21 protein-coding genes and 1 riboswitch are annotated in these 25683 nt (G+C 55.3%); of the genes, 15 read left to right on the forward strand and 6 right to left on the reverse strand.

Annotation, left to right across the window (positions count from 1 at the left end):
* The first annotated feature begins 271 nt into the window (after positions 1–271).
* The 8 genes from secE to rpoC all read left to right on the forward strand — a co-directional run bounded on the left by secE (position 272) and on the right by rpoC (position 12419).
* The gene (secE, locus tag DBY66_RS17155) at positions 272–655 is read left to right on the forward strand and encodes a preprotein translocase subunit SecE (protein WP_039381824.1); all 384 of its coding nucleotides are present in this window, start codon (positions 272–274) and stop codon (positions 653–655) included.
* Position 656: 1 nt separating this feature from the next.
* Positions 657–1202, forward strand: a complete 546-nt coding sequence (gene nusG, locus DBY66_RS17160; RefSeq protein ID WP_039381825.1) for a transcription termination/antitermination protein NusG — start codon at positions 657–659, stop codon at positions 1200–1202.
* Positions 1203–1348: 146 nt separating this feature from the next.
* Positions 1349–1777 carry a 50S ribosomal protein L11 gene (gene rplK, locus DBY66_RS17165; protein WP_013507401.1) on the forward strand — a complete coding sequence of 143 codons (429 nt, stop codon included), beginning with the start codon at positions 1349–1351 and terminating at the stop codon, positions 1775–1777.
* A gap of 3 nt (positions 1778–1780) precedes the next feature.
* Positions 1781–2485 carry a 50S ribosomal protein L1 gene (gene rplA, locus DBY66_RS17170; RefSeq protein WP_039381829.1) on the forward strand — a complete coding sequence of 235 codons (705 nt, stop codon included), beginning with the start codon at positions 1781–1783 and terminating at the stop codon, positions 2483–2485.
* A 350-nt stretch (positions 2486–2835) separates the two neighbouring features.
* On the forward strand, positions 2836–3333 hold the full coding sequence (rplJ, locus tag DBY66_RS17175) for a 50S ribosomal protein L10 (RefSeq protein ID WP_039381830.1): 498 nt from the start codon (positions 2836–2838) through the stop codon (positions 3331–3333).
* 66 nt (positions 3334–3399) lie between these two features.
* The gene (gene rplL, locus DBY66_RS17180) at positions 3400–3762 is read left to right on the forward strand and encodes a 50S ribosomal protein L7/L12 (protein WP_009092660.1); all 363 of its coding nucleotides are present in this window, start codon (positions 3400–3402) and stop codon (positions 3760–3762) included.
* A gap of 326 nt (positions 3763–4088) precedes the next feature.
* The gene (gene rpoB, locus DBY66_RS17185; RefSeq protein WP_039381834.1) at positions 4089–8117 is read left to right on the forward strand and encodes a DNA-directed RNA polymerase subunit beta; all 4029 of its coding nucleotides are present in this window, start codon (positions 4089–4091) and stop codon (positions 8115–8117) included.
* Between the two features lie 78 nt (positions 8118–8195).
* Entirely contained in the window at positions 8196–12419 is a 4224-nt protein-coding gene (gene rpoC, locus DBY66_RS17190) for a DNA-directed RNA polymerase subunit beta' (RefSeq protein ID WP_104086166.1), read from the forward strand.
* A 60-nt stretch (positions 12420–12479) separates the two neighbouring features.
* Here the strand turns inward: rpoC and DBY66_RS17195 are convergent, their stop codons facing one another.
* Positions 12480–12668: a DUF1127 domain-containing protein gene (locus tag DBY66_RS17195; RefSeq protein WP_104086165.1), complete on the reverse strand. Its 189-nt coding sequence runs from the start codon at positions 12666–12668 to the stop codon at positions 12480–12482.
* Positions 12669–12844: 176 nt separating this feature from the next.
* Between DBY66_RS17195 and DBY66_RS17200 the strand changes: the two genes are divergently transcribed.
* Complete coding sequence (locus tag DBY66_RS17200; protein WP_108570354.1) at positions 12845–14302, forward strand: PLP-dependent aminotransferase family protein; 1458 nt, start codon at positions 12845–12847, stop codon at positions 14300–14302.
* A 161-nt stretch (positions 14303–14463) separates the two neighbouring features.
* Here DBY66_RS17200 and thiE read toward each other — a convergent pair whose 3' ends face one another.
* The 3 genes from thiE to rsd all read right to left on the reverse strand — a co-directional run bounded on the left by thiE (position 14464) and on the right by rsd (position 17816).
* A complete protein-coding gene (thiE, locus tag DBY66_RS17205; protein ID WP_108570353.1) occupies positions 14464–15108 on the reverse strand; it encodes a thiamine phosphate synthase in 645 nt (214 codons plus the stop codon).
* Positions 15105–17039, reverse strand: a complete 1935-nt coding sequence (gene thiC, locus DBY66_RS17210) for a phosphomethylpyrimidine synthase ThiC (protein WP_108570352.1) — start codon at positions 17037–17039, stop codon at positions 15105–15107. The genes thiE and thiC overlap by 4 nt, the downstream gene beginning before the upstream one ends.
* Before the next feature lie 91 nt (positions 17040–17130).
* Positions 17131–17231, reverse strand: a riboswitch (TPP riboswitch).
* A 78-nt stretch (positions 17232–17309) separates the two neighbouring features.
* Positions 17310–17816 carry a sigma D regulator gene (rsd, locus tag DBY66_RS17215; RefSeq protein WP_094112097.1) on the reverse strand — a complete coding sequence of 169 codons (507 nt, stop codon included), beginning with the start codon at positions 17814–17816 and terminating at the stop codon, positions 17310–17312.
* Positions 17817–17902: 86 nt separating this feature from the next.
* On the opposite strand from rsd, the gene nudC reads away from it, so the two are divergent.
* The 6 genes from nudC (at position 17903) to DBY66_RS17245 (ending at position 22305) form a co-directional block, all read left to right on the forward strand.
* Entirely contained in the window at positions 17903–18676 is a 774-nt protein-coding gene (gene nudC / locus DBY66_RS17220) for an NAD(+) diphosphatase (protein WP_039381843.1), read from the forward strand.
* 39 nt (positions 18677–18715) lie between these two features.
* Positions 18716–19783, forward strand: a complete 1068-nt coding sequence (hemE, locus tag DBY66_RS17225; RefSeq protein ID WP_108570351.1) for a uroporphyrinogen decarboxylase — start codon at positions 18716–18718, stop codon at positions 19781–19783.
* A gap of 2 nt (positions 19784–19785) precedes the next feature.
* On the forward strand, positions 19786–20454 hold the full coding sequence (gene nfi / locus DBY66_RS17230) for a deoxyribonuclease V (RefSeq protein WP_039381847.1): 669 nt from the start codon (positions 19786–19788) through the stop codon (positions 20452–20454).
* Positions 20455–20516: 62 nt separating this feature from the next.
* On the forward strand, positions 20517–21107 hold the full coding sequence (locus DBY66_RS17235) for a YjaG family protein (RefSeq protein WP_039381849.1): 591 nt from the start codon (positions 20517–20519) through the stop codon (positions 21105–21107).
* A 188-nt stretch (positions 21108–21295) separates the two neighbouring features.
* Positions 21296–21568 carry a nucleoid-associated protein HU-alpha gene (hupA, locus tag DBY66_RS17240; RefSeq protein WP_006121511.1) on the forward strand — a complete coding sequence of 91 codons (273 nt, stop codon included), beginning with the start codon at positions 21296–21298 and terminating at the stop codon, positions 21566–21568.
* Between the two features lie 68 nt (positions 21569–21636).
* Positions 21637–22305 carry a DUF1481 domain-containing protein gene (locus tag DBY66_RS17245; RefSeq protein WP_108570350.1) on the forward strand — a complete coding sequence of 223 codons (669 nt, stop codon included), beginning with the start codon at positions 21637–21639 and terminating at the stop codon, positions 22303–22305.
* Positions 22306–22339: 34 nt separating this feature from the next.
* Here the strand turns inward: DBY66_RS17245 and purD are convergent, their stop codons facing one another.
* Together purD and purH are read right to left on the reverse strand one after the other, a co-directional pair.
* Complete coding sequence (gene purD / locus DBY66_RS17250; protein ID WP_108570349.1) at positions 22340–23617, reverse strand: phosphoribosylamine--glycine ligase; 1278 nt, start codon at positions 23615–23617, stop codon at positions 22340–22342.
* 17 nt (positions 23618–23634) lie between these two features.
* Positions 23635–25224: a bifunctional phosphoribosylaminoimidazolecarboxamide formyltransferase/IMP cyclohydrolase gene (gene purH / locus DBY66_RS17255; RefSeq protein ID WP_108570348.1), complete on the reverse strand. Its 1590-nt coding sequence runs from the start codon at positions 25222–25224 to the stop codon at positions 23635–23637.
* Positions 25225–25683 lie beyond the last annotated feature (459 nt).

A 25683-nucleotide genomic window follows, 5' to 3' on the forward strand; every position in this document is an offset into this window, starting at 1 on the left:
GTACCGTTGGCGCGGGCGTTGTTGCTTCTGTTATCGCTTAATTGCGATAGTATTTGACGCAATGCGCATGAAAAGGGCATCATTTGATGCCCTTTTTGCACGCTGTCACTTAGAACCTGGCTCATCAGTGATTTTCAATCATAATCATTGCTGAGACAGGCTCTGTTTTACAGCGCTGGAGACCGAGTTATGCCCAACAGCTCATTCGGTTTGGATGCCTCGCCTATACGCGGGGCAGAATAGTTTCTGAATTATTGTGGCAGGTTGGTTTATGAGTGCGAATACCGAAGCTCAAGGGAGCGGGCGCGGCCTGGAAGCGATAAAGTGGGTAGCTGTGATTGCGTTACTGCTGGTTGCCATTGTGGGTAACTATCTCTATCGCGATATTACGCTGCCCTTACGTGCGCTGGCTGTAGTAGTGCTGATCGCTGCTGCGGGTGGCATCGCTTTACTGACTATCAAAGGTAAAGCAACCGTGGCTTTTGCTCGTGAAGCAAGAACCGAAATGCGCAAGGTTATCTGGCCAACCCGTCAGGAAACCTTACATACCACGCTAATCGTTGCCGCGGTTACGGCCGTGATGTCACTGATTTTGTGGGGGCTGGATGGTATTCTGGTCCGTCTGGTATCGTTTATTACTGGCCTGAGGTTCTGAGATGTCTGAAGCTCCAAAAAAACGCTGGTACGTCGTTCAGGCGTTCTCCGGTTTTGAAGCCCGCGTAGCGAAATCGCTGCAAGAGCATATCAAACTGCACAACATGGAAGAACTGTTTGGTGACGTCATGGTGCCGACTGAAGAAGTCGTTGAAATCCGTGGCGGTCAGCGTCGTAAAAGCGAGCGCAAATTCTTCCCTGGCTACGTCCTGGTACAGATGGTGATGAATGACGCCAGCTGGCACCTGGTGCGCAGTGTACCGCGTGTAATGGGCTTCATTGGCGGTACATCTGACCGTCCTGCACCAATCAGTGACAAAGAAGTTGATGCGATTATGAACCGCCTGCAGCAGGTAGGTGATAAGCCGCGTCCGAAAACGCTGTTTGAGCCAGGCGAGATGGTACGCGTCAACGACGGTCCGTTTGCTGACTTCAACGGCGTGGTCGAAGAAGTTGACTATGAGAAGAGCCGCCTGAAAGTGTCGGTTTCTATCTTTGGTCGTGCAACACCGGTTGAACTTGATTTTGCTCAGGTGGAGAAAGGTTAACCCTTTTGTTCACTTTTTGACTCTTGCAGAAGGCGCGAAATTTACCTATAATTTCGCGCCTTTTGTTTTTACACGCTGGCAACGGCGGGTAAATCGTTACCACGGGGAGCCTGTTTTCAGGCGCTATACCCAATAGAGGAATTATCATGGCCAAGAAAGTACAAGCCTACGTTAAGCTGCAGGTTGCAGCTGGTATGGCTAACCCGAGCCCACCGGTTGGTCCGGCTCTGGGTCAGCAGGGTGTTAACATCATGGAATTCTGTAAAGCGTTTAACGCCAAAACAGAATCTCTGGAGAAAGGCCTGCCTACTCCAGTTGTTATCACTGTATATAGCGACCGTTCTTTCACCTTCGTTACCAAAACGCCTCCGGCTGCCGTACTGCTGAAAAAAGCAGCGGGCATCAAGTCTGGTTCTGGTAAGCCGAACAAAGACAAAGTCGGTAAAGTAACTCGTGCTCAGGTACGTGAAATCGCAGAAACCAAAGCTGCGGACATGACTGGTGCTGACGTAGAAGCGATGACTCGCTCTATCGAAGGTACTGCTCGTTCCATGGGCCTGGTAGTGGAGGATTAAGAAATGGCTAAGCTGACCAAGCGCATGCGCGTGATCCGTGACAAAGTTGATGCAACTAAACAGTACGACATCAACGAAGCTGTTGCTCTGCTGAAAGAACTGGCTACTGCCAAATTCACAGAAAGCGTAGACGTTGCTGTTAACCTCGGCATCGATGCACGTAAATCTGATCAGAACGTACGCGGTGCAACCGTTCTGCCACACGGTACTGGTCGTTCAGTACGTGTTGCTGTCTTTACCCAGGGCGCAAACGCTGAAGCTGCTAAAGCAGCTGGCGCTGAGCTGGTAGGTATGGAAGATCTGGCCGATCAGATCAAAAAAGGCGAAATGAACTTTGACGTCGTTATCGCATCTCCGGATGCAATGCGCGTTGTTGGCCAGCTGGGCCAGGTTCTGGGCCCACGTGGTCTGATGCCAAACCCGAAAGTTGGTACTGTAACGCCAAACGTTGCTGAAGCGGTTAAGAACGCTAAAGCGGGTCAGGTTCGTTATCGTAACGACAAAAACGGCATCATCCACACTACCATCGGTAAAGTGGACTTCGATACTGACAAACTGAAAGAAAACCTGGAATCTCTGCTGGTCGCGCTGAAAAAAGCAAAACCTGCTCAGGCTAAAGGCGTGTACATCAAGAAAGTCAGCATCTCTACCACCATGGGCGCCGGCGTTGCCGTTGACCAGGCTGGTCTGAACGCAGTAGCAAACTAATTGCTGCTTGAAACGGGCGAAAAATTCATCTAGAATCTTACGCCCGTTGTTCTGAATGAACACTGTTCTCAGAACCCAAATTCATAGCCGCTGCGGCTTAATGCGGTAACGCATTAAAATACAGTGGCTAAGGTTGGAGCCAGGCCTAATCCTGGCCTCCGTCCAAGACCGCAGGAGCGGAACTTTCTTCGGAAGCTCTGCTTAATATCCTGCGTAGACGGTGACAGAACCAAAAAGATTTATTTCTTCACTGGATTCTGCTCACCGTGTAATAGCGCCTGCTGCTTTCGGGCAGTCAGGTGAAGTGAGTTCCGGGAAATTTTTCCCGGTCAAATCCAGGAGCAAAGCTAATGGCATTAAATCTTCAAGGCAAACAAGCGATTGTTGCTGAAGTTAGCGAAGTAGCCAAAGGCGCGCTTTCAGCGGTTGTTGCGGATTCCCGTGGCGTTACCGTTGATAAAATGACTGAACTGCGTAAAGCAGGTCGTGAAGCTGGCGTTTACATGCGTGTTGTTCGCAACACCCTGCTGCGCCGCGTCGTTGAAGGTACTCCTTTCGAGTGCCTGAAAGACACGTTTGTTGGTCCGACCCTGATTGCATACTCTATGGAACACCCGGGCGCTGCTGCTCGTCTGTTCAAAGAGTTCGCGAAAGCGAATGCAAAATTTGAGGTCAAAGCTGCAGCCTTTGAAGGTGAGCTGATCACGGCGGCCAATATTGACCGTCTGGCAACTCTGCCGACTTACGAAGAAGCACTGGCACGTCTGATGTCGACCATGAAAGAAGCCGCTGCTGGCAAACTGGTTCGCACTCTGGCTGCTGTACGCGATGCAAAAGAAGCGGCTTAAGGCCTCTTTCTTTTCCTTCGTACCTGCTTACGTATAAACTTTTTGTGAATTTTAGGAACAATCGACATGTCTATCACTAAAGATCAAATCCTGGAAGCCGTTGCAGCTATGTCCGTAATGGAAGTAGTTGAGCTGGTTTCTGCTATGGAAGAAAAATTCGGCGTTTCTGCTGCTGCTGCTGTAGCTGTAGCTGCTGGCCCGGCTGAAGCTGTTGAAGAGAAAACTGAGTTCGACGTTGTGCTGAAAGCAGTTGGCGCGAACAAAGTAGCAGTAATCAAAGCAGTACGTACTGCAACTGGTCTGGGCCTGAAAGAAGCCAAAGATCTGGTTGAAGCGACTGGCGTGATCAAAGAAGGCATCAGCAAAGATGACGCAGCTGCACTTGAAGCTGCTCTGAAAGAAGCTGGCGCTGAAGTTGAAGTTAAGTAAGACAACCTTAGGGTTGCAGTCTGAGTAATCGGGCTGATGGCTGGTGACTTTTTGGTCACCAGCCTTTTTGCGCTACAGGGGAACGATGGCGTTTCGCACTGTTTATCCATTGTTTCTCTTCAATATCTTTTTCTATCGACGCCTTAATATACCGCTCTCCTGTGAAGGTTCCCTGCCGGCACAATAGCGATGAAATGATTTAAGAGTGATAGAAAGATGTATTGCATGGGGTGCCACGCATCGCATGAAAAACAAAAATAGTGTTGCATAACTGTCCCGTCAGGACGGACAGCGTGGGTCGACTTGTCAGCTAGCTGAGGAACCCTATGGTTTACTCCTATACCGAGAAAAAACGTATTCGTAAGGATTTTGGTAAACGTCCACAAGTTCTGGATGTTCCCTATCTCCTTTCTATCCAGCTTGACTCGTTTCAGAAGTTCATCGAGCAAGATCCAGAAGGCCAATACGGTCTGGAAGCAGCCTTCCGTTCCGTGTTCCCAATCGCGAGCTACAGCGGCAACTCTGAATTGCAGTATGTCAGCTATCGCCTGGGTGAGCCGGTCTTTGACGTAACTGAATGTCAGATTCGTGGCGTGACCTATTCGGCACCGCTGCGCGTGAAACTGCGTCTGGTGATCTACGAGCGCGAAGCGCCGGAAGGCACCGTTAAAGACATCAAAGAACAAGAAGTCTACATGGGTGAAATTCCACTCATGACTGACAACGGTACCTTTGTTATCAATGGTACTGAGCGTGTTATCGTTTCTCAGCTGCATCGTAGTCCTGGCGTGTTCTTTGACAGCGATAAGGGTAAAACGCACTCTTCCGGTAAAGTGCTTTATAACGCACGTATCATCCCTTACCGTGGTTCATGGCTCGACTTCGAGTTCGATCCAAAAGATAACCTGTTCGTCCGTATTGACCGTCGTCGTAAGCTGCCGGCCAGTATCATCCTGCGCGCCCTGGAATACACCACTGAGCAGATCCTCGATCTGTTCTTCGAAAAAGTGGTCTTTGAAATCCGCGACAACAAGCTGCAGATGGAACTGGTGCCTGAGCGCCTGCGTGGCGAAACGGCTTCCTTCGATATCGAAGCCAACGGCACGGTCTACGTTGAGAAAGGTCGTCGCATCACTGCGCGTCATATTCGCCAGCTGGAAAAAGATAGCGTTCAGCATATCGAAGTCCCGGTTGAATATATCGCCGGTAAAGTCGTTGCTAAAGACTACATCGATCTGAACACCGGTGAGCTGATTGTTCCGGCTAACATGGAACTGTCACTGGATCTGCTGGCAAAACTGAGCCAGTCGGGCCACAAGCGCATCGAAACCCTGTTCACCAACGATCTGGATCACGGCCCTTATATCTCCGAGACCCTGCGTGTTGACCCAACCAACGATCGCCTGAGCGCGCTGGTTGAGATCTACCGCATGATGCGTCCGGGCGAGCCGCCAACGCGTGAAGCAGCGGAAAACCTGTTCGAGAACCTGTTCTTCTCTGAAGATCGTTACGATCTCTCTGCGGTCGGCCGCATGAAGTTTAACCGTTCTCTGCTGCGTGATGAGATCGAAGGTTCAGGTATCCTGAGCAAAGAAGATATCATCGAGGTGATGAAGAAGCTGATCGGTATCCGTAACGGTATCGGCGAAGTGGATGACATCGATCACCTTGGTAACCGTCGTATCCGTTCTGTCGGTGAGATGGCTGAGAACCAGTTCCGCGTAGGTCTGGTTCGCGTTGAGCGTGCAGTGAAAGAGCGTCTGTCACTGGGCGATCTCGATACGCTGATGCCGCAGGACATGATTAACGCCAAGCCGATTTCAGCCGCAGTAAAAGAGTTCTTTGGTTCCAGCCAGCTGTCTCAGTTTATGGACCAGAACAACCCGCTGTCTGAAATTACGCATAAGCGTCGTATTTCTGCTCTGGGCCCAGGCGGTCTGACCCGTGAGCGTGCTGGCTTTGAAGTGCGTGACGTACACCCGACTCACTACGGTCGCGTATGTCCAATCGAAACGCCGGAAGGCCCGAACATCGGCCTGATCAACTCACTCTCTGTCTACGCGCAGACCAACGAATATGGTTTCCTTGAGACACCATACCGTCGCGTTGTTGATGGCAAAGTGAGTGACGAAATTCATTACCTCTCTGCGATTGAAGAGGGTAACTACGTTATCGCTCAGGCGAACACCAACCTTGCTGATGATGGTAGCTTTGTTGACGATCTCGTCACCTGCCGTAGCAAAGGTGAATCGAGCCTGTTCAGCCGCGATCAGGTTGACTACATGGACGTTTCCACCCAGCAGGTGGTTTCTGTCGGTGCGTCACTGATCCCGTTCCTGGAACACGATGATGCTAACCGCGCCCTGATGGGTGCGAACATGCAACGTCAGGCGGTCCCGACTCTGCGCGCTGATAAGCCGCTGGTAGGTACCGGTATGGAACGTGCAGTAGCGGTTGACTCCGGTGTAACTGCCGTCGCGAAACGTGGTGGTACCGTACAGTATGTAGATGCATCCCGTATCGTTATCAAAGTTAACGAAGAAGAGATGTACGCAGGCGAAGCCGGTATCGACATCTACAACCTGACCAAGTACACCCGTTCAAACCAGAACACCTGTATCAACCAGATGCCGTGTGTCTCTCTGGGTGAGCCAATCGAGCGCGGTGACGTGCTGGCAGATGGTCCATCCACCGATCTGGGTGAGCTGGCGCTGGGTCAGAACATGCGCGTGGCGTTCATGCCATGGAACGGTTACAACTTCGAAGACTCCATCCTCGTCTCAGAGCGTGTGGTTCAGGAAGACCGTTTCACCACGATCCACATTCAGGAACTGGCTTGCGTGTCCCGTGACACCAAACTGGGGCCGGAAGAGATCACCGCTGACATCCCGAACGTCGGCGAAGCTGCGCTCTCCAAGCTGGATGAATCCGGTATCGTCTATATCGGTGCAGAAGTAACCGGTGGTGACATTCTGGTCGGTAAGGTAACGCCTAAAGGTGAAACCCAGCTGACGCCAGAAGAGAAACTGCTGCGCGCTATCTTCGGTGAAAAAGCGTCCGACGTGAAAGACTCGTCGCTGCGCGTACCGAATGGCGTCTCTGGTACCGTTATCGATGTGCAGGTCTTTACCCGCGATGGTGTGGAAAAAGATAAGCGCGCGCTGGAAATCGAAGAGATGCAGCTGAAGCAGGCGAAGAAAGACCTGTCTGAAGAACTGCAGATCCTCGAAGCGGGTCTGTTCAGCCGTATTCAGGCTGTGCTGATCGCGGGCGGCGTTGAAGCGGACAAGCTGGACAAGCTGCCGCGCGAGCGCTGGCTGGAGCTGGGCCTGACTGACGAAGAGAAGCAGAATACTCTCGAGCAGCTGGCCGGACAGTATGATGAGCTGAAGCACGAGTTTGAGAAGAAGCTCGAAGCGAAGCGTCGCAAAATCACCCAGGGCGACGATCTGGCACCAGGCGTGCTGAAGATCGTTAAGGTTTATCTGGCCGTTAAACGTCAGATCCAGCCTGGTGACAAAATGGCAGGCCGCCATGGTAACAAAGGTGTTATCTCCAAGATCAACCCGATCGAAGATATGCCTTATGACGAAAATGGCACGCCGGTTGACATCGTACTGAACCCGCTGGGCGTACCATCGCGTATGAACATCGGTCAGATTCTGGAAACCCACCTGGGTATGGCGGCGAAAGGCATTGGTGAGAAGATCAATGCGATGCTGAAGAAGCAGGAAGAAGTCGCCAAACTGCGTGAGTTTATCCAGCGTGCTTACGATCTGGGCACCGACGTGCGTCAGAAAGTTGATCTGAACACCTTCTCGGACGATGAAGTGCTGCGTCTGGCAGAGAACCTGAAAAAAGGTATGCCAATCGCCACGCCAGTGTTCGACGGTGCGAAAGAGAGCGAGATCAAAGAGCTGCTGCAGCTCGGCGGCCTGCCTTCTTCTGGTCAGATTACGCTGTTTGATGGCCGTACCGGTGAGCAGTTTGAGCGTCAGGTAACCGTAGGTTACATGTACATGCTGAAACTGAACCACCTGGTTGATGACAAGATGCACGCCCGTTCGACCGGCTCCTACAGCCTCGTTACTCAGCAGCCGCTGGGTGGTAAGGCGCAGTTCGGTGGTCAGCGCTTCGGTGAGATGGAAGTGTGGGCACTGGAAGCATACGGTGCCGCGTATACCCTGCAGGAAATGCTTACCGTTAAGTCTGATGACGTCAACGGCCGTACGAAGATGTATAAAAACATCGTCGATGGCAACCATCAGATGGAACCGGGCATGCCGGAATCCTTCAACGTACTGTTGAAAGAGATCCGCTCGCTGGGTATCAACATCGAGCTGGAAGACGAGTAAGCACTCGCAAGTACTGGTTATGGGACGCGCACTCCGGGTGCGCGTCCCTGAGAGTTCCACTCCGACGGGAGCTAATCCGTGAAAGACTTACTTAAGTTTCTGAAAGCGCAAACTAAAACCGAAGAGTTTGATGCGATCAAAATTGCTCTGGCTTCGCCAGACATGATCCGTTCCTGGTCTTTTGGTGAAGTTAAAAAGCCGGAAACCATTAACTACCGTACCTTCAAGCCAGAGCGTGACGGTCTTTTCTGTGCCCGTATCTTCGGACCGGTTAAAGACTACGAGTGCCTGTGCGGTAAGTACAAGCGCCTGAAGCATCGCGGTGTTATCTGCGAGAAGTGCGGCGTTGAAGTGACGCAGACCAAAGTACGCCGTGAGCGTATGGGTCACATCGAGCTGGCTTCACCTACTGCACACATCTGGTTCCTGAAGTCGCTGCCGTCCCGCATCGGCCTGCTGCTGGATATGCCACTGCGTGACATTGAGCGCGTACTTTACTTCGAATCCTACGTGGTTATCGAAGGCGGTATGACTAACCTGGAAAAACGTCAGATCCTGACGGAAGAGCAGTACCTTGACGCGCTGGAAGAGTTCGGTGACGAATTTGACGCGAAGATGGGTGCGGAAGCGATCCAGGCACTGCTGAAAAATATGGATCTGGAGCAGGAGTGCGAGCAGCTGCGTGAAGAGCTGAACGAGACTAACTCCGAGACCAAACGTAAAAAGCTGACCAAGCGTATCAAGCTGCTGGAAGCGTTCGTGCAGTCTGGCAACAAGCCAGAGTGGATGATCCTGACCGTTCTGCCGGTTCTGCCGCCAGATCTGCGTCCGCTGGTACCGCTGGATGGTGGTCGTTTCGCAACGTCAGATCTCAACGATCTCTATCGTCGCGTGATCAACCGTAACAACCGTCTGAAGCGTCTGCTGGATCTGGCTGCGCCAGATATCATCGTGCGCAACGAAAAGCGTATGCTGCAGGAAGCGGTAGATGCCCTGCTGGATAACGGCCGTCGCGGTCGTGCCATCACCGGTTCTAACAAGCGTCCGCTGAAATCGCTGGCTGACATGATCAAAGGTAAGCAGGGTCGTTTCCGTCAGAACCTGCTGGGTAAACGCGTTGACTACTCCGGTCGTTCGGTTATCACCGTGGGTCCATACCTGCGTCTGCATCAGTGCGGTCTGCCGAAGAAAATGGCACTGGAGCTGTTCAAACCGTTCATCTACGGCAAGCTGGAACTGCGTGGTCTTGCTACCACCATCAAAGCAGCCAAGAAAATGGTTGAGCGCGAAGAAGCGGTTGTCTGGGATATCCTGGATGAAGTGATCCGCGAACACCCGGTACTGCTGAACCGTGCACCAACGCTGCACCGTCTCGGCATCCAGGCGTTTGAACCGGTTCTGATCGAAGGTAAAGCGATCCAGCTGCACCCGCTGGTCTGTGCGGCCTATAACGCCGACTTCGATGGTGACCAGATGGCGGTACACGTACCGCTGACGCTGGAAGCTCAGCTGGAAGCGCGTGCGCTGATGATGTCGACCAACAACATCCTGTCGCCAGCGAACGGTGAGCCAATCATCGTTCCTTCACAGGACGTTGTTCTGGGTCTGTACTATATGACCCGCGACAAAGTAAACGCCAAAGGCGAAGGCATGGTGCTGACCGGCCCGAAAGAAGCTGAGCGTGTTTATCGCGCTGGCCTGGCTGAGCTGCACGCCCGCGTTAAAGTGCGTATTACAGAATATGCGAAAAACGAACAGGAAGAGCTCGTTGCGAAAACCAGCCTGATCGACACGACCATTGGCCGTGCGATTCTGTGGATGATCGTACCGAAAGGTCTGCCTTACTCCATCGTCAACCAGGCGCTGGGTAAGAAAGCGATCTCCAAAATGCTGAACACCTGTTACCGCATTCTGGGCCTGAAGCCGACCGTTATCTTTGCTGACCAGACCATGTACACCGGTTTCGCCTATGCAGCCCGTTCAGGTGCATCAGTCGGTATCGACGATATGGTTATTCCGGCGAAGAAAGCGGAAATCATCGCTGAAGCTGAAGCTGAAGTGGCTGAAATTCAGGAGCAGTTCCAGTCTGGTCTGGTTACGGCGGGTGAACGTTATAACAAAGTCATCGATATCTGGGCCGCTGCCAACGAACGCGTCTCTAAAGCGATGATGGATAACCTGCAGACGGAAACCGTTATCAACCGTAACGGCGAAGAAGAGCAGCAGGTCTCGTTCAACAGCATCTACATGATGGCCGACTCCGGTGCGCGTGGTTCTGCAGCACAGATTCGTCAGCTGGCAGGTATGCGTGGTCTGATGGCGAAGCCAGATGGCTCCATCATCGAGACGCCTATCACGGCAAACTTCCGTGAAGGCCTGAACGTACTGCAGTACTTCATCTCGACGCACGGTGCGCGTAAAGGTCTGGCCGATACCGCACTGAAAACGGCAAACTCCGGTTATCTGACCCGTCGTCTGGTTGACGTGGCGCAGGATCTGGTTGTTACCGAAGATGACTGTGGCACGTTCGAAGGCATCATGATGACGCCGGTTATCGAAGGTGGCGACGTTAAAGAGCCGCTGCGTGAGCGCGTACTGGGTCGTGTAACGGCTGAAGACGTTCTGAAGCCAGGCACTGCTGACATCCTGATCCCGCGTAATACGCTGATCGATGAGCACTGGTGTGACGTGGTGGAAGAGAACTCCGTTGACGTTATCAAAGTGCGTTCAGTAGTAAGCTGTGAAACCGACTTCGGTGTGTGTGCACACTGCTACGGTCGCGATCTGGCTCGTGGTCACATCATCAACAAAGGTGAGGCCATCGGCGTTATCGCAGCACAGTCCATCGGTGAGCCGGGTACTCAGCTGACAATGCGTACGTTCCACATCGGTGGTGCGGCATCGCGTGCGGCTGCTGAATCCAGCATTCAGGTGAAGAACAAAGGTACTATCAAGCTGACCAACGCGAAGTCAGTAACCAACTCCTCCGGGAAGCTGGTTATCGTTTCACGTAACGTTGAGCTGAAGATGATCGACGAGTTCGGTCGTACCAAAGAGAGCTATAAAGTGCCTTACGGTGCGGTGATGGCGAAAGGTGATGGTGAGCAGGTTGCGGCGGGCGAAACCGTAGCAAACTGGGATCCGCACACCATGCCGGTAATCACCGAAGTGGGTGGTTTCATCCGCTTCACCGACATGATCGACGGTCAGACCATTACCCGTCAGACTGACGACCTTACCGGTCTGTCATCGCTGGTGGTACTGGATTCCGCAGAGCGTACTGCTGGCGGTAAAGACCTGCGTCCGGCGCTGAAAATCGTTGATGCTAACGGCAACGACGTTCTGATCCCGGGCACCGACATGCCGGCTCAGTACTTCCTGCCAGGTAAAGCGATTGTGCAGCTGGAAGATGGCGTGAAGATCAGCTCGGGTGATACCCTGGCGCGTGTTCCGCAGGAATCTGGCGGTACCAAGGACATCACCGGTGGTCTGCCGCGCGTTGCGGATCTGTTCGAAGCGCGTCGTCCGAAAGAGCCAGCTATTCTGGCGGAGATCAGCGGTATTATCTCCTTCGGTAAAGAGACCAAAGGCAAGCGTCGTCTGGTGATCACACCGGTTGATGGCAGCGATCCGTACGAAGAGATGATTCCGAAGTGGCGTCAGCTTAACGTATTCGAAGGTGAGCGCGTGGAACGCGGTGACGTCGTATCTGACGGCCCGGAATCACCACACGACATCCTGCGTCTGCGTGGCGTTCATGCGGTAACGCGTTATATCACTAACGAAGTGCAGGAAGTTTACCGCCTGCAGGGCGTTAAGATTAACGATAAGCACATCGAAGTCATCGTACGTCAGATGCTGCGTAAAGCGACCATCATGAGCGCAGGTAGCTCGGAGTTCCTTGAAGGCGAGCAGGCAGAAGTCTCCCGCATCAAGATCTCCAACCGCGATCTGGAGACCGCTGGCAAAATCGGCGCAACCTATGCGCGCGATCTGCTGGGTATTACCAAAGCGTCTCTGGCAACCGAGTCGTTCATCTCTGCAGCCTCGTTCCAGGAGACCACGCGTGTCCTGACCGAAGCCGCAGTAGCAGGCAAGCGCGATGAACTGCGCGGCCTGAAAGAGAACGTTATCGTGGGTCGTCTGATCCCGGCTGGTACCGGTTATGCTTACCATCAGGATCGTATGCGTCGCCGTCAGGCGGGTGAAGCGCCGGTTACACCGCAGGTTACTGCGGATGAAGCCTCTGCAAGCCTGGCTGAGCTGCTAAACGCTGGTCTGGGTGGCAACAACGACGAGTAATCGTCTGCTGCACCGATGATAAAAAACCCTGCTCCGGCAGGGTTTTTTTTTGCCTGAGGCTCAGCGCTTACATTTTACCTCGTGGCGCGTCAGGCCAATATCGCGCAGCTGGTTGTCGCTGAGCTGAGCCAGTACCTGACGCGTCGCGCGTCGGGCACGCCACTGCTTCAGCATCCGCAGCGCCGCACGGATCATGTCTGGCAGCGTTACGCTGAAAGGTTTTGCAGCACGATTCTGATCAAATTCCATTCTCTCGCTCCTTAACAGGGGTATCTGAGCAGCATTTTCCGTTTTTCTGTCAAAACCATACAGACCCAAATTCAGGGTTTATTAACCATACAGATTGCGTTTTGCTCTATCTGAATGCTAAAAGTAGCGCTGATCTGTACTGCTTTTTTAGATGGATTTGTTACCAGGAGCATACAATGACGCGCTATCAGCATCTGGCCTGCCTGCTCTCCGATCGGATTGAGCAGGGGCTTTATCGCAGCGGTGAACGCCTGCCCTCAGTACGCACGCTGAGTAGCGAGCATGGAGTCAGTATCAGCACCGTGCAGCAGGCGTATCATCTGCTGGAAGAGAAGCAGCTGATCGTACCGCAGCCGCGATCCGGCTATTTTGTTGCCACGCATAAAGCGACCCCGCCTGTGCCTGCGCTGACGCGCCCGGTACAGCGGCCGGTAGAGGTTACGCAGTGGGATTCCGTGCTGGAACTCCTCAGCAGCCGCACCAGCGGTAACGTGATGCAGCTGGGCAGCGGCATGCCCGATCTGACGCAGCCCACGCTGAAACCGCTGTGGAAAATCATGAGCCGGCTGGCGCAGAAACAGCAGACTGAACTGCTCAACTATGACAGTCTGCTCGGCGTCAGCGCCCTGCGCGAGCAGGTGGCGCGCCTGACCATCGACAGCGGTTGTCAGCTGACGGCAGAGGATATTGTGATCACCACCGGCTGTCATGAGGCGCTGTCGGTTTCAATTCGCGCCGTCTGTGCGCCGGGTGACATCATTGCGGTAGAGTCGCCCGCGTTTCATGGCACAATGCAGACATTGCGCGGACTGGGGATCAGGGTGATTGAAATTCCGACCGACTCAGTCACCGGGATCAGTCTTGAGGCGCTGGAGCTGGCGTTTGAGCAGTGGCCAATCAAAGCCGTAGTGGTGGTGCCAAACTGCAATAATCCGCTGGGTTTTATTATGCCGGAAGCGCGCAAGCGGGCGCTGCTGGCGCTGGCGCAGCGGGTTGATGCCGCCATCATAGAGGATGATGTCTATGGCGAGCTGGCATGGGACTACCCGCGTCCTGTCACGCTCAAATCGCTCGACATGGATGGCCGCGTGCTGCTCTGCAGCTCATTTTCAAAAACGCTGGCACCGGGGCTGCGGGTGGGCTGGGTGGCGCCGGGTCGCTATCGCGACAGGGTGCTGCATATGAAATATATCGGCACCGGATCCACGGCTACGCTGCCGCAGCACACCGTGGCGGAGTTTATTCGCCAGGGCCACTATCTCCCGCACCTGCGCCGTATGCGCCAGGTGTATCAGCGCAACTATGAAACGTTCAGCTGCTGGGTGCGGCACTACTTTCCCTGCGGCATCTGCGTATCGCGCCCGCAGGGTGGGTTTCTGATGTGGATTGAGCTGCCGGAGGCGTTTGATGCGGTGCGGCTTAATGCCGAGCTGCGCGAGGCCAGCCTGCAGGTCGCCGTGGGTTCTCTGTTTTCCGCTGCGGGTAAATACCGTAACTGTCTGCGACTCAATTATGGCTTGCCCATGAATGAACAGACGGAGCAGGCGCTGGCGCGGCTGGGAACGGCGGTGGAGCGCGCCATGCAGGCGTGCAGTAGCGACAGACATCAGGCGGAGCAGCTGCTGGCGGAGTAAACCGGAAAGGCAGGGCTGGAGGGAGAGAAGGGGAACCAGCCCTGGCCCGCTGCAAATCACAGCGGGCAGACGTACTGTAACGGTTTCCGGCGCGCAGACGAGGCCTGCTGGCTACCCCTGCGGGCCGGCTTGCGCCATTTCTGCGCGGGTTACACCAATTTTCAGGCCTCTGCGATCGGCGTTCCGCTTCCCACCAGCCGCAGCAGATCAGCGGTGGCCGCGCGCCAGTCAGCCGCCTGCGTGATGGCGCTGACAACCGCCACGCTGCCGACACCGGTCGCCAGCACCTCAGGCACGCGCGCCAGTGAAATGCCGCCGATAGCGACCGCAGGGATACCCTGCAGATGCGGCAGGTGTTGCTGCAGCCGGACCACTCCCTGTGGCGCAGACGGCATCTGCTTGGTTTGCGTGGGGAAGATGTGCCCCAGTGCGATATAGGAGGGGCGTAGTGCCACCGCGCGCTCCCGCTCTGCGTCATCATGCGTTGAGATGCCCAGCCGCAGGCCCGCCTGCTGAATCGCCTGCAGATCCGCTATCTCCAGATCCTCCTGACCCAGGTGTACGCCGTATGCCTGATGCGCAATGGCCAGACGCCAGTAATCATTAATGAACAGCCGTGCGTGATAGTGCCGGCCCAGCGCAATCGCTTTACGCACCGCATCTTCTGCATCCCGATCCGGCAGATCTTTGATGCGCAGCTGGATCGTGCGTACCCCGGCGGCCAGCAGGCGTTCGATCCAGCTGACGCTGTCAACTACCGGATAGAGCCCCAGCTGCGGGGCAGTAGCAGCAAACGCGGTTGTCATGCTTTCTCCTTACCGATCGCATCAGCAGGATGATAGAGCTCACCACCGCGGCGGCGGAATGTCTCAGACATCTCTGCCATTCCCGCTTCAGCCACTTCAACCGGCTGTGCCTCAGCCTGCTGGCGCGCCGCAAACTCCCGCACTTCCTGGGTAATTTTCATTGAGCAGAACTTCGGCCCGCACATAGAACAGAAGTGCGCGACTTTGCCCGATTCCTGCGGCAGCGTCTCATCGTGGTAGGCGCGGGCAGTATGCGGATCCAGCGCGAGGTTAAACTGATCTTCCCAGCGGAATTCAAAGCGCGCTTTGGACATAGCGTTATCGCGGATCTGCGCCCCCGGATGCCCTTTGGCCAGATCGGCGGCATGCGCGGCGATCTTATAGGTGATAAGCCCCTGTTTGACATCTTCTTTATTGGGCAGCCCGAGGTGCTCTTTCGGCGTTACATAGCAGAGCATGGCGCAGCCAAACCAGCCAATCATCGCCGCGCCAATACCGGAGGTAAAATGGTCGTAGCCCGGTGCGATATCGGTGGTCAGCGGGCCAAGCGTATAAAAGGGCGCTTCATGGCAGTGGTCGAGCTGCTCGGTCATGTTGCGCCGGATCATCTGCATCGGAATATGGCCCGGTCCTTCAATCATCACCTGCACGTCATACTCCCAGGCGATTTTAGTCAGCTCGCCTAAGGTTCTGAGTTCTGCAAACTGCGCCTCATCGTTGGCATCCTGAATCGATCCCGGGCGCAGGCCATCGCCCAGCGAGAGGGCCACGTCATAAGCGGCGCAGATTTCACAGATATCGCGGAAATGCTGATAAAGAAAACTCTCCTGGTGATGTGACAGGCACCATTTCGCCATGATTGAGCCGCCGCGCGACACGATACCGGTCAGGCGTCTGGCCGTCATCGGCACATAGCGCAGCAGCACGCCGGCGTGAATAGTGAAGTAGTCGACGCCCTGCTCCGCCTGCTCCAGCAGCGTATCGCGGAAAATTTCCCAGTTAAGGTTTTCAGCGATGCCATTCACCTTCTCCAGCGCCTGATAGATCGGCACGGTGCCGATGGGGACCGGGCTGTTGCGCAGGATCCACTCGCGCGTTTCATGAATGTAGCGGCCGGTGGAGAGGTCCATCACGGTATCGGCACCCCAGCGCGTGGACCACACCAGCTTTTCAACCTCCTCTTCAATCGAGGAGCTGACCGCAGAGTTGCCGATATTGGCGTTGATCTTCACCAGAAAATTGCGGCCAATAATCATCGGTTCCGATTCGGGGTGGTTGATATTGGCTGGGATAATGGCGCGCCCGCTGGCGACTTCATCGCGCACAAATTCTGCGGTGATATTCGCCGGCAGGTGCGCGCCAAAGGCTTCGCCCGGATGCTGCTGCAGCAGAACTTCGCTACGAATGCGTTCGCGCCCCATATTTTCACGTATCGCAATAAACTCCATCTCCGGCGTCACGATGCCCTGACGGGCGTAGTACAGCTGCGTGACGCAGCGGCCAGGTTTTGCCCGGCGCGGAGAGGGCAGCGATTCAAAGCGCAGGTGGTCCAGTCCCTCATCGGCCAGACGCTGCTGTGTATAAGCGGAACTGCGCTGCGTAACCGGTTCACTGTCATCACGCTCGTCTATCCACGCGGCGCGCAGCTTTGCCAGTCCCTGATGCACATCGATAGTGGCCTGCGGATCGCCATAGGCGCCAGCGGTGTCATAGACCGGAACCGGCTCATTGATTTCGTACTGCGGGTCCGCTTTGGTGCCGCCGGTATGGGTGGGGCTGAGCTGGATTTCACGCATCGGCACGCGAATGTCGGCGCGGCTGCCGGCGATCCAGATACGCTGTGAGTTGGGAAAGGCAGTGCCCTGCAGCGAGTTGATAAAATCCTGCGCTTGCGCGCGCTGTTCACGACGAGAAGGTTTAGCAGCAGACATAGCAAAATTCCTGAAGTCAGTGGAAGTTGCTTGTCCGGAGTCCGGAAGGAGTAACAGCGCCTGCAGACAGGTAAAATCCAATCGCGCGCTGATAATAGCTACTCTTGTTCCCTTCGCAGGTACTAGCCTGATCAGGTTCCGCGGATCCCGAATTAACGGTCTCAGCCCCGGGGGGCACTCCGACAAGGTGTTTCTGTTTAAAACAATAAAAGCCCGGTCAGCATAAGTGGGCTTTTACGGAATAACAAGGATTTTACAACTGCAGCAGGATCAGGCCGGACGCGCAATAGTGCTGTCGTTTGCTACCGGCGGAGAAACCAGCTGGTTATCCCACGCCATCTGAATCAGCTTATCTTCCAGAGAAAAGCGTGACGCCAGCGTTTCGCCTACTTCAGATAGCGCCCGCTGGAACTCAACGCAGTTTTCATCGGTAATCGCCTGCTGCAGATGACTGTCATACAGCTGCATGATGCGATCGGTATTGCTTTCAAGCGCCGGGTAGAGATGCGCTGCAGCAACCAGCGGGCTATCGCCCTGCAGATCTTTGATAATGCGCTCATACATACTGAAATGGCCGGTTGAGAGATAGTCCACCAGCGTGTGGCAGAAGTCATCCAGAGCCTGCTCATTCAGCGCCGTCAGCGCCTCTTTATTAGGCTTAATGCCGATTAATTCATAATAAGTGACAAGCAAATGCCGACGCGCACGTAACCATGCATCGACTAATTCATTACCGCCACCGACACGCCTGGTCAGGTTATCTAACTGGGTAAGCATATGAGGCTCCCGGTGAGTTATAGTTGTTCATTACACTTAACATCAGACTTTCAGCGTGCCGTGCGACGCTAAGGACAACGAATAAGATGCAACGTGAGATCTCAAGCGTAGACGCTGGCTGGTGGATTGTCAGCTCTGAACAGAAACTTTGGTTGCCGCAGGGTGAGCTGCCGCACGGCTTAGCGGCAGATTTTGGCCTTGCAGGCCAGCACGGCATACTTATCGGTGAGTGGCTGGGCGAAAACGTCTGGCTGATCCAGGCGTCGCGTCCGGAAAATATGGGCTCGGTCCGGCAGGTTATCGATCAGGATACCGGCCTGTTTCAGCTCGCCGGCCGGGGGGTGCAGCTGGCTGAATTTTACCGTTCCCACCGCTGGTGCGGCTACTGCGGCCATGAAATGCGCATCAGCCCGCGTGAGTTTGCCTGCCTCTGTACCCACTGCCGCGAACGTTACTATCCGCAGATTGCACCCTGCATCATTGTAGCGATTCGCCGCGGCGACGAGATCCTGCTGGCCAATCACGCCCGCCATCGCAACAGCATCTATACGGTGCTGGCCGGCTTTGTTGAAGTAGGCGAAACGCTGGAGCAGGCGGTGGCACGTGAGGTCATGGAGGAGAGTAACGTACGGGTAAAAAACGTGCGCTACGTGACCTCGCAGCCGTGGCCATTTCCCCATTCGCTGATGACGGCATTTATGGCGGAGTATGAGGATGGCGAGCTGCAGCACGATGGAAAAGAGCTGCTGGATGCGGGCTGGTATCGCTTTGATGCGCTGCCCCAGCTGCCGCCGCCAGGCACCGTGGCCCGGCGCCTGATTGAGGACACCGTGGCGCTGTGTCGCGCCAGCGTGGCATGAAAATGCTACACTGACGCCCTTAGCATGAGAGAGCCCATTATGAGTGAACTGAAGAACGACCGTTATCTGCGCGCCCTGCTGCGCCAGCCTGTAGATGTTACCCCGGTCTGGATGATGCGTCAGGCCGGACGCTATTTACCGGAATACAAAGCCACGCGCGCTGAAGCCGGTGATTTTATGTCGCTGTGTAAAAATGCTGAGCTGGCGTGTGAAGTGACGCTGCAGCCGCTGCGCCGCTATCCGCTGGATGCAGCGATCCTCTTCAGCGATATTTTAACCATCCCGGATGCAATGGGGCTGGGACTCTATTTTGAAACCGGCGAAGGTCCGCGCTTCTCCCGTCCGATTACCTGTCGTGCCGATGTTGATAACCTGCCGGTGCCCGATCCGGAGCAGGAGCTGGGTTATGTGATGAATGCGGTACGGACCATCTGCCGCAATCTCAGGGGGGCCGTCCCGCTGATTGGTTTTTCCGGCAGCCCGTGGACGCTGGCCACCTATATGGTTGAGGGCGGCAGCAGCAAGGCATTTACCAAAATCAAAAAGATGATGTATGCCGAACCGCACACGCTGCACACGCTGCTGGATAAGCTGGCGGACAGCGTGATCCTCTACCTCAATGCGCAGATCAAAGCGGGTGCGCAGTCGGTCATGATCTTCGATACCTGGGGTGGCGTGCTGACCGGACGCGACTACCGCGATTTTTCGCTGAACTACATGCATAAAATTGTGGAAGGTCTGGTACGTGAGAACGAAGGCCGGCGCGTCCCGGTCACGCTCTTTACCAAAGGCGGCGGACAGTGGCTGGAGGCGATGGCTGCCACCGGCTGTGATGCGCTGGGGCTGGACTGGACCATGGATATGGCTGAGGCGCGTCGCCGCGTGGGTCATCAGGTTGCGCTGCAGGGTAATATGGACCCGTCTATGCTTTATGCGCCACCTGCCCGTATTGAAGAGGAGGTGGCCACCATTCTTGCCGGATTTGGCAAGGGTGAAGGACACGTGTTTAATCTCGGACACGGTATCCATCAGGATGTGCCGCCGGAACATGCAGGTGTGTTCGTCGAGGCGGTGCATCGTCTTTCACGTCAATACCATCAGGAATAAGCATGGATTTAGCCGCATTACGTCAGGAACAGCTGGCGCTGGCTGCTAACGTGGTGCGGCAGGACGATTTTGACGTTCTGCCGCCGCGCTTTATCGGCGGCGCTGATGTTGGATTTGAGCAGGGGGGCGAGGTGACGCGCGCCGCGATCGTCATTCTGGAATACCCGTCACTTACGCTGGTGGAGCATCGCATTGCGCGCATTCCTACCACCATGCCCTATATTCCGGGCTTTCTCTCGTTTCGGGAGATGCCTGCGCTGCAGGCGGCCTGGCAGCAGCTGACGCAGCAGCCCGACCTGCTGTTTGTGGACGGGCACGGCATTTCGCACCCCCGGCGCCTCGGCGTGGCGGCGCATTTTGGCTCAATGGTGGATATCCCCACTATCGGCGTGGCCAAAAAGCGGCTGTGTGGACGCTTTGCCGATCTGGACGCCGCACCCGGTAGCCGGCAGCCGCTGATGGATAAAGGTGAGCAGCTTGCCTGGGTGTGGCGCAGCAAAGCGCGCTGTAACCCGCTGTTTATCTCTACCGGACACCGTGTCAGCCTGGACAGCGCGCTGCACTGGGTTGAGGCCTGCATGGGCGGCTACCGTTTGCCGGAGCCTACGCGCTGGGCAGATGCGGTCGCCTCAGGGCGGCCGGCATTTGTGAAGTGGCAAAATGCGCGCTGACGCTGTTTGTCTGCGCCTTTTGCGGTACACTGCCGCCAGCTAACCTATTGAGAGTAAGTTTGATGTTACAGAACCCCGTGCATTTGCGTCTGGCGAAGCTGGAAAGCTGGCAGCATATGACCTTCATGGCCTGTTTATGCGAGCGGATGTTCCCTAATTACTGGGCATTCTGCGAACAGACCGGATTTGCCGATCCTCAGCTCTATCGCCGTATTCTTGATCTGGTATGGGAAAGCCTGACGGTGAAAGATGCCAAAATCAATTTCGACAGTCAGCTGGAGAAACTGGAAGAGGCGATCCCGGCTGGCGATGATTTCGATGTTTACGGTGTTCATCCGGCCATCGATGCCTGCGTAGCACTGAGCGAAGTGCTGCACGCGATGCTGAGCGGTGAAACGCTGGAGCACGCGATTGAGGTGAGTCGTACATCTATCACCACCGTGGCTATTCTGGAAATGACGCAGGCCGGACGCGAAATGAGCGACGAAGAGCTGCGTGAAAACCAGGCGGTGATTGATGAATGGGATATGCAGTGGGAGATTTTTCGCCTGCTCGCTGAGTGCGAAGAGCGCGACCTTGAGCTGATCAAAGGACTGCGTTCTGACCTGCGCGAAGCCGGAATCAGTAACATCGGTATAAATTTTCAGCAGTAAGGCGATAAAACGTGACTCCAGGCCTGAATTAGCGCGCCTGGAGGCTTCACATTAGCCCCCTGTCTGGTCTACATTTGGGGGGCTGAAAATTGTGGCTATCGGTGCGTGCAGGCTGAAGAGTGCCAGAATATGGCTTTTCCCTCGCACTCGTTGCTTAGCAAGCGATAAATACACTTTAAGGATAACTTATGAACAAGACTCAACTGATTGATGTGATCGCAGAAAAAGCGGACCTGTCTAAAACCCAGGCTAAAGCTGCGCTGGAATCTACCCTGGCTGCGATCACTGAGTCTCTGAAAGAAGGTGATGCTGTACAACTGGTTGGTTTTGGTACTTTTAAAGTGAACCACCGCGCTGAGCGTACCGGTCGTAACCCACAGACTGGCAAAGAGATCAAAATCGCTGCAGCAAACGTACCAGCTTTCGTTTCTGGTAAAGCACTGAAAGACGCAGTTAAGTAAGTTTTCCGCCTTGCGGTTTAGCTTTAGAAGAGGGGCGATTTCGCCCCTTTTTGTTACCGGAGCCTGCTATGCCGAATACGCTTTTCCGGCGCATCCGTATCCTGCTCTGTGCTGTCCTGCTTTCCGGCTGCAGCGCCACGCCTGATCTCCCGGCATTTACCGCCAGCGGCTACCTGGCCGATCGCGGCGCGGTCCGCATCTGGCGTAAAAACAGCGACCACGATCTGATCCACCTGCGTACCGTTTATAACCCTTTCAGCACGCCCGTGCGCGAAACAACAGACTATATCTGGCAACACGAGACGCTGCTGAGCGTGGAACGCCATCTTACCGGCGAGCAGCCCGATGACGTCACGCTGCGTTTTGATCACCAGGGCAACCTCAATTTTATGCAGCGGCAGCTGGCAGGACGGCGTGAAGCGCTGAGTGATGATGCCGTCGCGCTCTATCGCTTTGACGCACAGCGTATGCTGGCCCAGAGCAATGCGCTGCTGAGCGGCCGGGTATTACTGCAGCAGGGACACTGGCTGGGCGGCAATCGGGTACGCGACTGTGCGGGTAACCTGCAAAATGTCGCGTTCGACAGTGAAACGCTGAGGCGCCTGACGCAGCAGCAGCAGGGGTCTCAGCCGCTGATGGTGTCATGGCTCGAAGCGCCGGAGGGGATCCAGATATTGCGCGTTACCGCAGAGGATGAGTGCAGCTGGCAGCCGACAGAGAGCGATCTGAGCGGCTAAAGAAGACGGGGCACAGCAGGGTGCCCCGTCGATATCAGCGATTGATGGCGCGATAGCCGATGTCGCGACGGCAGAAGCAGCCGTCCCAGGAGATAGTCTCTGCCAGAGCGTAGGCGTTGCGCTGCGCGGCGGCGACATCTTCACCCAGTGCGGTAACGCACAGCACGCGGCCGCCGCTGGTGACAACCCGATCGTCCTGCAGCGTGGTGCCGGCATGGAACACTTTACCTTCCGGCACGGCTTCAAGCGGCAGACCGTGGATCTGATCGCCGGTACGATAGCTGCCCGGATAGCCGCCTGCAGCCAGCACGACACCCAGTGCAGGGCGCGGATCCCACTCTGAGCTCTGCGTATCCAGGGTGCCATCGACCGCTGCCAGGCAGAGAGCCACCAGATCGGAGTTCAGCCGCAGCATAATGGGCTGCGTCTCCGGATCGCCAAAGCGGCAGTTAAATTCAATGACCTTTGGCTGACCCGCTTTGTCGATCATCAGTCCGGCATACAGGAAACCGGTATAGGTATTGCCTTCCGCTTTCATACCGTTCACGGTTGGCCAGATGATCTGATCCATCACGCGCTGGTGGATCTCATCAGTCACCACCGGAGCCGGTGAATAGGCTCCCATGCCGCCGGTGTTGGGTCCGGTGTCGCCATCGCCAGCGCGTTTATGATCCTGGCTGGTAGCCATCGGCAGCACGTGGTCGCCATCCACCATGACAATAAAGCTGGCTTCTTCACCGTCAAGAAACTCTTCAATCACGATACGATGGCCGGCATCGCCAAACGCATTACCCGCCAGCATATCCTGAACTGCCGCTTCCGCTTCGGCCAGCGTCATCGCGACAATTACACCTTTACCTGCAGCCAGGCCATCGGCTTTGATAACAATTGGGGCGCCTTTCTGGCGCAGGTAAGCCAGCGCTGGCTCTGTCTCGGTAAAGTTCTGGTACTCAGCGGTCGGGATCTGCTGACGCGCCAGAAAATCCTTGGTGAACGCTTTTGAGCCTTCCAGCTGTGCGGCCGCCTGCGTCGGACCAAAGATCTTCAGCCCGGCGGCGCGGAAGGCATCGACCACGCCAATTACCAGCGGTGCTTCCGGACCAACAATCGTCAGGTCGATCTGCTCCTGCTGCGCAAACGCGAGCAGGGCAGGGATATCGGTCGCACTGATGGGCACATTCTGCAGGGCCGGCTCCAGCGCGGTGCCTGCGTTACCCGGTGCAACAAACACGGTTTCAGCCAGCGGTGACTGTGACGCTTTCCACGCCAGCGCGTGCTCGCGTCCGCCATTACCAATTACTAAAATTTTCATTATTGCTGCTCCAGCTGTTAATGGCGGAAATGGCGCATATCGGTAAAGATCATCGCAATGCCGTGTTCATCTGCAGCAGCAATCACCTCTTCATCGCGGATAGAACCACCGGGCTGGATGACACAGCTGACGCCGGCAGCGGCAGCAGCATCGATACCATCACGGAACGGGAAGAAAGCGTCAGACGCCATTGCTGAGCCTGTGACCTCCAGCCCCTCATCGCTCGCCTTAATACCGGCAATTTTGGCCGAATAAACGCGGCTCATCTGACCGGCGCCTATACCGATGGTCATGTTGTCGCGGGCGTAAACAATGGCATTGGATTTAACAAACTTGGCGACTTTCCAGCAGAACAGCGCGTCACGCAGCTCCTGCTCAGTTGGCTGGCGCTGCGTGACCACGCGAAGCTGGTCGGCAGTGATCATGCCCAGGTCGCGATCCTGTACCAGCAAACCGCCGTTGACCCGTTTAAAGTCCAGGCTGGCAACCGGCTGCTGCCACTGACCGCAGATCAGCACGCGCACGTTCTGTTTGGCTGCTGTTACCTGTAGTGCCGCGTCACTGGCAGAAGGTGCAATAATTACTTCAACAAACTGACGGCTGATAATCGCCTGTGCAGTCGCCTCATTCAGCTCGCGGTTAAACGCGATAATGCCGCCAAAAGCAGAGGTCGGGTCAGTCTGATAAGCGCGTTCGTAAGCATCAAGGATAGATGCCCCCACCGCTACGCCACACGGGTTGGCGTGTTTGACGATCACACAGGCAGGTTCGTCGAACGCTTTTACACACTCCAGTGCGGCATCGGTATCTGCAATATTATTGTAAGAGAGTGCCTTGCCCTGCAGCTGCTGCGCAGTGGCTACCGAGGCTTCTGCAATCTCTTCTTCTATATAGAAGGCGGCATCCTGATGGCTGTTCTCGCCATAACGCATATCCTGCTTCTTAATGAAGTTGAGATTCAGGGTGCGCGGGAAGCGACCGGCGGGTGCGCGGGTTTCGCCATGATAAGCAGGAACCAGCGTGCCAAAGTAGTTTGCAATCATGCTGTCATAGGCAGCGGTATGTTCGAACGCTTTGATCGCCAGATTGAAGCGCGTCTCCAGCGTCAGCGCATTCTCACTGGCATCCATCTCTGCAATGATGCTGGTGTAGTCGCTGCTCTTAACCACAATCGCCACATCTTTATGATTCTTAGCCGCTGAGCGCACCATGGTTGGCCCGCCGATATCGATATTTTCGACTGCATCTTCCAGCGAGCAGTCAGGCTTAGCCACGGTCTGCGCAAAGGGATAGAGGTTCACCACCACCATATCAATCGGATTGATAGCGTGTTCTGCCATAATCGCGTCATCGGTACCGCGACGACCAAGGATGCCGCCATGTACTTTGGGATGCAGAGTCTTAACGCGTCCATCCATCATTTCCGGGAAACCGGTGTAGTCAGACACTTCGATGACGGGCAGGCCTGCATCTGCCAGCAAACGTGCAGTGCCACCTGTGGAGAGCAGCTCGACGCCCCGTTGTGAGAGAGCATGAGCAAATTCGAGGATACCGGCTTTATCAGAGACACTGAGCAGAGCGCGGCGTACAGGACGACGTTGTTGCATGGTGGTTTTATCCCTTGGCTTTGTTTCGCGTAAATAAGAGCGTTACATCAGGCCGAAAGCGCACCTTATCAGAGAAGATAGCGCGTTTGCCTCATGTAACGCCCCAAAAGGGGCATCCCTGACGTCGCCGGGCATTGTAGCGAAAACGTTTGCGCGATGCTCGCTTAAATTTGTCTGGCTGCTGTTTTGTGGATAACTTTGTGTGTAACAGGGTATAAAGCCCCCTTTTGCTGGGGAATGCAGCGAACAGTCATTTTTCGTGAATTTAACGCTTGTCAGCCCGGAAGAACTCCCTATAATGCGCCTCCATCGACACGGCACACCGGCTTACGGAAACGGCGTCGACAGGAAGATTCGGTAAGAACTTCCGCCGGAGAAAACGCTGAAAAAAGTGGTTGACTCCGGAGGAGGAAGGCGTAATATACGCCACCTCGCAGCAGACGCCTGAGGCGCTGGCTG

It is taken from the genome of Pantoea sp. RIT413 (assembly GCF_003057675.2).
Lineage (GTDB): Bacteria > Pseudomonadota > Gammaproteobacteria > Enterobacterales > Enterobacteriaceae > Pantoea > Pantoea eucrina.